The sequence below is a fragment of the Streptomyces sp. NPDC055506 genome (assembly GCF_053643595.1).
In genome coordinates this window covers 1-5,420 of the sequence record NZ_JBSHKH010000241.1, presented here as the reverse complement: position 1 = coordinate 5,420, position 5,420 = coordinate 1, and the positions used below count along the sequence as shown (strand labels likewise).

The window sequence follows — 5,420 nt, the reverse complement described above, 5'->3', positions numbered from 1 at the left end:
GCTCCGGGGTCAGCGACCGGACGCGGGAGGAGGAGGGCCGGAAGTCGGGATCGCCGATGACACAGGCGATCCCCTCGGCATGGGCGGCCAGCCAGGTGTCGAGGATCGAGTTCAGCTCGGCGGCGGCTCCGTGGACCACGGGGACGCCGCCGCTGCGGATGGAGGCCGGCACGTTGGCGTCCGGGAGCACGGCCCGGATGACCGGCTCGGCCGCCGTCATGATCTCCTGAGGCGTGCGGTAGTTGATGCTCAGCGAGGCGAGATCGATCCGGTCGAACCCGACCCGTTCGAGCCGTTCCCGCCACGACTCAGTGAAGCCGTGTCGGGCCTGGGCGCGGTCCCCGACGATGGTGAAGCTCCGGGAAGGGCAGCGCAGCAGCAGCATCTGCCACTCCGCGTCGGTGAGTTCCTGGGCCTCGTCCACGACGATGTGCGCGAAGGGGCCGGCGAGCCGGTCCGGGTCGGCGGTGGGCAGGGCGGTCTCGTCCACGAGGGAGTTGCGCATGTCCTGTCCGTTCAGCATGACCAGCACACCTTCGCCGTCGTCATGGCTGTGGGCCTCGAGCAGGTCGTCGATGACCCTGCCCATGCGCTCGCGTTCGGTGGCGATGGCGGCGTCGTTCCGGCGCTTGCGGCGGGACGCCTCCGGGTCGCCGAGCCGTTGCCGTGCGGCGTCCAGGATCGGCAGGTCGGACACGGTCCAGGCCCGGGCGTCCGCGCGCTGCAGTGTCCGGACCTCGTCCCGGCTGAGCCAGGGCGCGCACATCCGCAGATAGGCGGGCACCGACCACAGGTCCGACACGAGGTCGGTCGCTTCGAGCAGCGGCCACGCGCGGTTGAAGACCGTGAGCAATTCCCTGTTCCGCGACAGCGATCTGCGCAGGAGGTTCGCCGACACGTCCCCTTCGTGCTTGTCCTCGACGATCGTGAGCAGTTCCTCCCAGACCTGGTCGCGCGCCTCGTTGTGCGGAGTGCCGGGTTCCGCCGCCGCGAAGGCCACGGCCCAGTCACGGGCGCCGAGGTGGACGTCGGACCAGTGGGTCGTGACCGTCATGGCCTCGGTGGGCGGCTCCTCGTAGAACGTGACGGCCTTCTCGATCGCCCTCACCATGTCCGCGGACGACTTCAGACGTGCCACGTCCGGGTCGGTCTCGGTCCCCGCCTCGGCTCCCTCGTCGAGCAGGTCCCGCAGGACGCAGGTCTGTACGCCCTCCTCGCCGAGTCCGGGCAGGACGTCGGAGACGTAGGACAGATAGGGCCGGTGCGGGCCGACGAAGAGCACGCCGCCCCGGCGGTGCTGCCCAAGGCGGGGGTCGGAGTAGAGGAGGTAGGCCGACCGGTGCAGGGCGACCACGGTCTTGCCGGTGCCCGGGCCGCCGTCGACGACGAGGGCGCCGCGCGAGCCCGCGCGGATGATGGCGTCCTGGTCGGCCTGGATGGTACCGAGCACGTCCCGCATCCGGGGTGAGCGGTCGGTGCCGAGGCTGGCGATGAAGGCGGACTGGTCGTCGAGCGCGGCGTGTCCGGAGATGCCGTCCGCGGTGAACACCTCGTCCCAGTAGTCACTGATCCGGCCGCCGGTCCAGCGGTACCTGCGGCGGCTGGCCAGGCCCATCGGGTCGGCGTGGGTGGCTCCGAAGAACGGCTCGGCGGCGGGGGAACGCCAGTCGACCAGGAGCCGGCGGCCCTCGCTGTCCGTGAGGCCGAGCCGTCCCACGTACACGGGCTCGGAGTGGTCGGCACCGACCATGTGCCCGAGGCACACGTCCAGTCCGAAGCGGCGCAGTGCGCGCAGGCGGGTGGTCAGCCGGTGGATCTCCGCGTCCCGGTCCATCGCCTGCCTGCCCTTGCCGCCGGGAGCCCTGCGCTCGGCCTCCAGCCGGTCGGACAGTTCGGCGATCGACTGCTCCAGGCACTCGGCGACGGCGGCGAAGTGCCGCTCGTCCCCGGCGGTCAGCGCAGGGTCGGCCTTGTGGGAGAGGCGGTCGGGAAGATCGAACGCGCTCGTGGTCAAGGGGGTCACGTCATGCTCCCGTTTCCGCAGGTCCTGGGCTCAGGCCGGACAGTTTGCGGCACCATGGGGGCCTTGCCGCAAGGCCCCCTGTGCGCTATAAGTTGAGAGTGGCAAGGAGATCTCTCCTTGCCTTTCTTGTTTTCCGTTCTTGTTTTTGTCGACGTTTCGGCACCGTTGAGAGGCGGCGGCATGCGGATAGGACTGCTGGGCACCGGGCCGTGGGCGCAGATGGCTCACGCGCCCGCACTGAGCGGGCACGGGGAGCTGGACTTCGCCGGGGTGTGGGGCCGTCGCCCCGAGGCCGCCAAGGAGTTGGCCGGGCGGCACGGTGTGCGGGCGTACGACGACGTCGACGAGCTGTTCGCCGACGTGGACGCGGTCGCCGTGGCGCTGCCTCCGCAGGTGCAGGCCGAGCTGGCCGCGCGTGCGGCCCGGGCCGGGTGCCATCTGCTGCTCGACAAGCCTCTCGCGCCGACGGTGGAGCAGGGGCGGGCCGTGGTCGAGGCCGTCGAGGAGAGCAGTGTCGCCTCGGTCGTTTTCTTCACGGCTCGCTTCCAGCCCGAGCCGGAGGGGTGGATCACCGAACAGGCGGAAGTGCCGGGCTGGTTCACGGCCCACGCGCAGTGGCTCGGGTCCGTGTTCACCAGCGAGAGTCCCTTCGCGACGCCGTGGCGGCGGGAGAAGGGCGCCCTGTGGGACGTCGGGCCGCACGCCCTGTCCGTGCTGCTGCCGGTGCTCGGCGACGTGCGGCGCGTGACGGCCGCCGCGTACGGCCCCGGGGACACGGCGTATGTCGTCCTCGACCACGCCGGCGGCGCGTCGAGCACCCTCACCCTGAGCCTGACGGCACCGCCCGCGGCGGCCGGTGCCGCACTGGAGTTGCGGGGAGAGGCCGGGGTGGCGGTCCTGCCGGAGAGCTCCGACGGAGCGGTCCCCGCCCTGATGCGGGCCGCGGACGCCCTGCTCACCGCGGCTCGCACCGGCCGCCCGCACGCCTGCGACGCGGCGTTCGGTTTCCGCGTCACGGAGATCCTCACGGCGGCCGAGGACCTGCTCAACGGCGGCGCACACTAGAGGCTTTCGGGCCCGCGCCACCGCCGGACAACCGCCTACACCGGGTGGAAGTTGAGCCGTTCCTTCACCACCGGGAAACCGGCCTTCGCGAAGTTCGCCGCCATGGGGAAGTTGCCCTGGTCGGTGGCGGCGGCGACGAAGTCCGCGCCCTGTTCGACCAGGAAGTGGGTGCACTCGGCCAGGAGGTCGTAGGCGTAGCCGTTGCCTCGCTGGTCGGGCAGGACCCCGATGAAGCCGAGGCACGGGCCCGACTGGTTGTGGGCCGGGATGTGGATGCCGACCGGCTCGCCCCGCGGTGTGTACGCGACCTGCCACCACTCCCGTGGTGAGGGGCACCAGTGGAAGAAGTCGAGTTCCTCCTGGGCCGCCCGGTCGAGTCCGCCCTCCTCGATCGCCTTCAGCGCGTGGACGTCCAGGGTGACGGAGTGGATCCGGCGCAGCGCGTCGAAGAACACGGCGTCGTCAGGTTCGGCGCGGAACACCAGGCGCCCGGGCCGTTCGGGCAGGCCGTGCTCGGGGGTCCACCGGTACAGCAGGCGTTCGACCAGGAGGTCGTAACCGGCTTCGCGCGCGGCGGTGAAACGGGTCTCGGCGGCGGTGCGCAGGGCCGGGGTGTCACGCCAGCCGGCGGGCAGGTTCAGCTCGAGTTCCACCTGCCAGGGCGCGGAGCGCAGGAGTGCGGCGCCCGCTTCCTCCTCGCCCTCCGCCACGTCGAACCAGTTGAGGTTGACGGGCTCGGTGTCGTCGGGGCCGCCCCACCAGGCAGCGCGGGCGACGACCCTGCCGTCGCGCAGGGCCACCCGCTTCCAGTCGGGGCGGTGCCGGGTCAGCCGGTGGCCCTCGCGGGCGCCCAGCGGGTCGGGCAGGGTGTCGAAGAGATCGGCGGTGCTCGCGTCGAGCGAGCGGATGACCACGTCGGTCATGGACTTCCTCCGGGAAGCATGCTGCGAGGAGCGCTCCCGGTCAGGTGGGTCGAGACACGCCGGGGACGAGGGGCAAGGAGCGCCGGAACGGTGTGAACTGCACGGTTCTGCCCTCCTTCCACGGGTCTCGGGGCGTGGCGCGCCAAAGGCTACGGGGCCGCCGATGAGCCGTCCATCGAATTTCCGGCCCGGGTCAAGGAGCCCTCCGGCCTGACCGACCACTGCGCCCGGCCGACGCTCACGCCCTTCCAGCGGCGCCGATGTCGGCGTGCGGCGCCGGTTCGGGCGTAGCAGCGTGGTGGTGTGAGCAGTGTGCGCGGCCGGCTGCCGCGCCGGGACCGGCGCGGCTGGCTGCGCGGCGCGCCCCCGCCGGGCTGGGCGCGGGTGCTGCCGTCCGCGCTGCTGGCGGGCGTGTGCGCGGCGGAGCTGATCAGTCCGGAGCCGCTCGACATCGGCTTCCTGCTGGGTGCCATTCCGCCACTGGCCGTGCTCGCACACGGACCGGCGGCGACGGCGGTGCTGGGGGCGCTGGTGGTGGTCGTGCTGACCATCCCGGTCTTCAGCCTCAATGATCCCGGCAGCACCGATTTACTGACGGTGTGCTTCGTGGCGGTGCTGAGCGTGCTGCTGTCGTTCGTCCGCAGCCGGCGTGACGCCCAGCTGGTCACCGAACGGGCCGTCGCCGAGGCCGCGCAGCAGGCCGTCGTGCCGCCGCTGCGGGAGCGGGTCGGGCCGGTGCGGTGCGCGGGGCTGTACCGGGCCGCGCAGAGCGGGACGCTGGTCGGGGGCGACTTCTTCGACGTCCGGGCGGGTCCCTACGGCGTACGGGCGGTCATGGGCGATGTCCAGGGACACGGTCTTTCGGCCGTCGCCACGGTCGCGTCGCTGCTGGGGGCCTTCCGGGAGGCCGTGCTGGACCAGCCGGATCCGGAGGCGGTGGCGGCCCGGCTCGACCGGAGGCTGGTGACGGACTCGGCGGGCGATCCGCACGCCGAGTTGTTCGCGACGGCGGTGCTGCTCGGCTTCTCCGCCGACGCGAGTGTGGTGCGGATCGTGGCGTGCGGGCAGTCCGGCCCGCTGCTGCTGCGCGACGGGCGCGCCGTCGAGCTGGACATCGAGCCGTGCACACCGCTCGGTCTCGGCCTGGCCGAGGCGATTCCGCCCCGGGTCGTCTCGGTGCGGCTGCGCGCCGGTGACAGGCTCTTTCTCGCGTCCGACGGGGTCACCGAGGCCAGGGACGCCGACGGGGTCTTCTACCCGCTGGTAGAGCGGCTGCCTGGCTTCGCCGAGGAGGAGCCTGCCGCCCTGGCCGAGCGGGTGTGGGCCGACCTCGTCCGGCACTGCCCGGACGTACGGGACGACGTCACGATGCTCGTGCTCGCGCCCGGTCGGCAGAACGGGCCCTGACC

The 5,420-nt window shown here is 72.4% G+C and carries 4 protein-coding genes; 2 read left to right on the top strand and 2 right to left on the bottom strand.

Annotated features, from left to right (window positions below; translation table 11 throughout):
• On the bottom strand, window positions 1-2,023 hold a 2,023-nt coding region (helR, locus tag ACWIF2_RS40020; protein ID WP_454366548.1), incomplete at its 3' end, for an RNA polymerase recycling motor ATPase HelR.
• A 180-nt stretch (window positions 2,024-2,203) separates the two neighbouring features.
• Between helR and ACWIF2_RS40015 the strand changes: the two genes are divergently transcribed.
• Complete coding sequence (locus tag ACWIF2_RS40015; protein WP_454366546.1) at window positions 2,204-3,088, top strand: Gfo/Idh/MocA family protein; 885 nt, start codon at window positions 2,204-2,206, stop codon at window positions 3,086-3,088.
• 35 nt (window positions 3,089-3,123) lie between these two features.
• On the opposite strand, the gene ACWIF2_RS40010 is transcribed toward ACWIF2_RS40015, so the two are convergent.
• Entirely contained in the window at window positions 3,124-4,011 is an 888-nt protein-coding gene (locus ACWIF2_RS40010; protein WP_454366544.1) for a GNAT family N-acetyltransferase, read from the bottom strand.
• A gap of 303 nt (window positions 4,012-4,314) precedes the next feature.
• Between ACWIF2_RS40010 and ACWIF2_RS40005 the strand changes: the two genes are divergently transcribed.
• Complete coding sequence (locus tag ACWIF2_RS40005; protein ID WP_454366542.1) at window positions 4,315-5,418, top strand: PP2C family protein-serine/threonine phosphatase; 1,104 nt, start codon at window positions 4,315-4,317, stop codon at window positions 5,416-5,418.
• The last annotated feature ends 2 nt before the right edge of the window (window positions 5,419-5,420 follow it).